This window comes from Micromonospora sp. NPDC049799 (assembly GCF_040656655.1).
Lineage (GTDB): Bacteria > Actinomycetota > Actinomycetes > Mycobacteriales > Micromonosporaceae > Micromonospora.
The window spans coordinates 1-4204 of sequence record NZ_JBFAMU010000428.1 but is presented as its reverse complement, the minus strand read 5'-3'; the positions used below and the strand labels follow the sequence as shown (position 1 = coordinate 4204).

The 4204-nt window shown below is 73.9% G+C and carries 2 protein-coding genes and 3 pseudogenes; 4 read left to right on the top strand and 1 reads right to left on the bottom strand.

What is annotated here, in order from left to right; translation table 11 throughout:
- The 4 genes and pseudogenes from AB0I76_RS23755 to AB0I76_RS23740 form a co-directional block, all read left to right on the top strand.
- A pseudogene (locus tag AB0I76_RS23755) lies at nucleotides 1-628 on the top strand (hypothetical protein); the annotation flags it as partial.
- 34 nt (nucleotides 629-662) lie between these two features.
- The gene (locus AB0I76_RS23750; RefSeq protein WP_357039378.1) at nucleotides 663-1532 is read left to right on the top strand and encodes a 3-methyladenine DNA glycosylase; all 870 of its coding nucleotides are present in this window, start codon (nucleotides 663-665) and stop codon (nucleotides 1530-1532) included.
- 57 nt (nucleotides 1533-1589) lie between these two features.
- Nucleotides 1590-2756 (top strand): annotated as a pseudogene (locus AB0I76_RS23745) (low temperature requirement protein A); the annotation flags it as partial.
- A 130-nt stretch (nucleotides 2757-2886) separates the two neighbouring features.
- The gene (locus AB0I76_RS23740; protein ID WP_357039375.1) at nucleotides 2887-4053 is read left to right on the top strand and encodes a low temperature requirement protein A; all 1167 of its coding nucleotides are present in this window, start codon (nucleotides 2887-2889) and stop codon (nucleotides 4051-4053) included.
- Between the two features lie 7 nt (nucleotides 4054-4060).
- On the opposite strand, the pseudogene AB0I76_RS23735 reads toward AB0I76_RS23740, so the two are convergent.
- Nucleotides 4061-4204 (bottom strand): annotated as a pseudogene (locus tag AB0I76_RS23735) (aminoacyl-tRNA hydrolase); the annotation flags it as partial.

Below are 4204 nucleotides of genomic sequence, written 5' to 3'. Positions count from 1 at the left end.
CGTCCAGCAGATAGGCGGTCCACTTCGGGCCGGCGGCCTTGCCGTCGCCGATGCAGTCACCGAGCCGGACCGCGTCGGGCCGGCGACGCCGGACGTCACGCAGCGCCGGCGGCGGCCCTCGACGTGGCTGCTCGTACCGGCCGTGGTGCTGGTACTCACCGGCACGGCCGGCACCGCCGCCTGGACGGCGACCCGGCGGGTGGCGGCCATCGACACCGACAGCCAGCCCACCGCTGGCGCCTGGGTCGGCCAGGGCGTGGCCGGCACGGTCGGCGAGCCGCTGCGGGAGTCGGCCTTCGAGTTCACCGTCTACCGGGTGGCCTGCCAGCCGGGACGGAGCGCCCGGCGGTGCGAGGCGACCGTCGGGGTGCGCAACGTCTCACCGGAGCGGCAGACCTGGCACGGCCGGTTGCAGCGGGCGTACCTGCCGGACGGCAACTTCGTCAGCACCGACGAGCAGGCCACCCGGACCGCCAACCAGGGCCGGGACGTGTTCGCCGAGCCGATGGCGGCGGGCAGTCGCATGGTGCTGCCCCTGGTGTTCACGGTGCACGGCGAGAAACGACCGCAGCAGTTGGAGCTGCGCAGCGGGGTCTTCTCCGCGGGTGTGCGGGTGGACGTGCCCTGACCGGTGCGGCGGGCGGCGGTCGTACCCTGGACGGGTGACCGCCGCGCTCGCCTGCACCACCCTGCTCGGCGCCGCCACCTGGCGGGAGCGGCGGCAGGCGCACGAGGAGCGGGTCGACGCCTGGCTGACGCCGCACCTGGCCCGCCGACGCCGGGGCGAGAAGCACCCGGTGGAGGACTTCCTCTTCACCTACTACTCGCACCGCCCGGCGCAGCTGCGCCGTTGGCATCCGGGGGCCGGGGTGGTGCTGCGCGACGCGGATCCGGCCGAGTTCGGTCGGGACTACCGCGCCGACGCCGCCGGGGTCACCCTCGACACCGAGGGCGTACGCGCGCGGCGCGCCGAGTCGATCACCTGGATCCGGGCGCTGCTCACCGCCACCGCCGGCCGGCCCGCCCACCTGGGCTGTTTCGGGATGCACGAGTGGGCGATGGTGTACCGGCAGACCCAGGACGAGGTACGCCACAACGCGTGGCCGCTGCGCCTGACGCCGGAGCGCACCGCCGAGGTCGTCGAGGAGCGGGGCGTCCGGTGCAGCCACTTCGACGCGTACCGCTTCTTCACGGCGCCCGCACGGCCACTGAACCTGATCACCCCGACCCGGGAGACGCAGCACGCCCACGAGCAGCCGGGCTGCCTGCACGCCAACATGGATCTCTACAAGTGGGCGTACAAGCTGTCCCCGTTGGTGCCCAGCGAGCTGGTCGCCGACGCGTTCGCGCTGGCCCGGGAGATCCGCACCCTGGACATGCGGGCCAGCCCGTACGACCTGGCCGCGCTGGGGTGCCCGCCGGTGCGGGTGGAGACCCCGGAGGGCCGGGCCGAGTACGCGACCACCCAGCGGGGTTTCGCCGAGCGGGCCGCCGCGCTGCGCGCCCGGCTGCTGGAGGCCGTACCGGCATAGGGGACGGTTTCCGGCGAACCGGGCGGCCGTGGCCGCGCCGCTTGACAGAGTTGGACGGTGAGGAACACCGGGCCGGTGGCGCACTTCGGCCGGATCCACCTGGCCGAGCGGACGGCCGGTGTGAGTCGCCTGGAACTCTTCGTCGACCTGGTCTTCGTCTACGCGTTCCTCAACGTCACCAATGTGACCGCCGAGCAGTTCAACCTCGCCGGGGTGCCGCGCGGCATGCTGCTGCTCGCGCTGCTGTGGTGGTGCTGGATGCACTACGCCTGGCTCGGCAACGCGGTCAGGCTCACCCGGGGCGCGCTGCCGGCGGTGACGTTCGGCCTGGCCGCCACGCTCTTCGTGATGGCGCTGACCGTCCGCGAGGCCTTCGTGGACCGGCCGGGCGGCCTGCCCGGGCCACTGGTCTTCGCGGTGGGCTACGTCCTGGCCCGCGGGGGCCCGCTGCTCATCGCCACGCTGGCGCTGCGCCACGATCCCGCCAAGCTCCGGCAGTTCCGGCGGGCCTGGTGGCCGGCCGCCGCCGGGATGCTGCTGCTGCTCGCCTCCGCCCTCCTGCCGGGGCTGGTCGACGACCGGATGGTCCGGGACATGACCCGCTTCGGTCTCGTCGTCCTCGCCCTCGCCGTCGACTACGGCGGGATCTTCGCCATCGGCACCGGCGCCTGGCGGCTGCGGTCCATCCCGTACTGGGCGGAACGGCACAGCCTGATCATCCTGATCGGTCTCGGCGAGACGATCATCTCGATCGGCCTCAGTCAGGGCGCCGCCGTCGCCCAGCCGCTGACCTGGCCGGTGATCGCCGGCGTGCTGGTCAGCGTTCTGCTCATCGGCTCGCTGTGGTGGACGTACTTCGACATCGCCCGGTACGCCGCCGAGCAGGCGCTGGAGCGGATCTCCGGCGCGCGACGGGCCCGGCTCGCGCGGGACGCCTACAGCTACCTGCACCTGCCGATGATGGCGGGGCTGATCCTGGTCTCCCTCGGGCTGAAGACGGCTCTCGCGCAACTGCGTGTCCCGTCCGAGCCGACGCTGCTCGGGCCGCTGGTGCTCTACGGCGGCGTGGCGCTCTACCTGATCGGCCTGTTCGCCTTCGAGGTACGCACCCTGCGCATCATCGGCCGCTCACCGCTGCTCGGCATCGCCCTGTCCCTGGGCCTGCTGCCCGTCGCGATCGGCCTGCCGGTGCTGGGCCAACTGGGTCTGCTGGTGGCCGCCACCGGGACGATGGCGCTGGCGGACGCGACCGTCTTCCGGCACCGACACCGGGTCCTCCACGAGGAGATCGGGCCGGCCGGGGAGGCGGGGGGGCGGGGTCACACCGAAGGAACTCTTCCTCGACCTGGTCTTCGTGTACGCGTTCCTCCAGGTGTCCGCCCTGCTCGCGGAGGACCCCACCTGGTCGGGCCTGCTGCGCGGCCTGCTGGTGCTCACCGTCCTCTGGTGGGCGTGGTGCGCGTACGTCTGGCTGGCCTGCGCGGTCCGGTCGGAGGCCGCCGTGGTGCGGGGGGTGATGGTGGTGGTGGTCGCCGTGACCGCGGTGATCAGCATCGCCGTGCCGCAGGCCCTGGCGGACGCCCGCGGCGGGCTGTACGGGCCGCTGGTCTTCGTCACCTGCTACGCGGTCCTCCGGCTGTCGCAGATCGCCGCCCTGTGGGTGACGGCGTGGCGGGAGCGGGACCCGGACCGGCGCGCGCAGGCCGTCGCCACGACGTGGCCCGCACTGCTCGCGCTCGCCGTGCTTCTCGCGGCTGCCCTGGTACCGGAGCCGGTGGGTGACATCCGGCTGCTCTCGCCGACGCGGGTCGCCCTCTGGCTGGTGGCGATCGCGGTCGACCTCGGCGGAGCCCGCCTGGTCAACGTCGCCCGCTGGCGGATCTGGTCGGCACCGCACTGGTCGGACCGCTTCAGCCTCATCGTCATCATCGGTCTCGGCGAGGCGGTCATCGCCATTGGCGCGGCCGTCGTCTACACGCCCGTGTCGGGCCGGATCGTCGTCGCCGCCGTCCTCGGCACGGCCCTGCTGGGTGCCCTGTGGTGGGTCTACTTCGGCCGTGACGCCGACGTGGGCGAGCATGCCCTGGCGGACCGGACGGGACGGGCGCGGATCGCCCTGGCCCGGGACGGGTACGCCTACCTGCACCTGCCGATGATCGCGGGCATCGTGCTGGTCTCCCTCGGGCTGCGCAAGACGATGGGCGGCCTCGGCACGCAGGCTCTCTTCGTGGACACCCCCCCGTTGGGTGCGGTGCCCCACCTGGCGCTGTTCGGCGGGGTGTTGCTCTACCTGGTCGCCGACGAGGTGTTCTGGCGGATGGCCACGGGCGGATGGCGCCGGCAGCGGCTGCTCACCGCCGCGGCGGTGGCGGCGCTGATGCCGCTGACCGTTCCGATCGGCCCGCTGGCGGCGCTCGGCGTGCTGGTGGGGGCCGTCCTGCTGCTGGTCGCGGTCGAGGCGTCGGGCGGAGCCGGAGTGCGGCGCGACGACCCGGCCCGCCGTACGGGGTCGGACGCGTGACCGTGGGTCAGTCGCCGTCGACACGACGGTCGCGTTTGCGCTGCGCCTGGCGCTTCTTCTCGGCCAGCCGGCGTTCCTTGGCGCCCCGGGACGGACGGGTCGGACGGCGCGGCGGCGGTGGCGGGGCGACCGCCTCGCGCAGCAGGGCGCC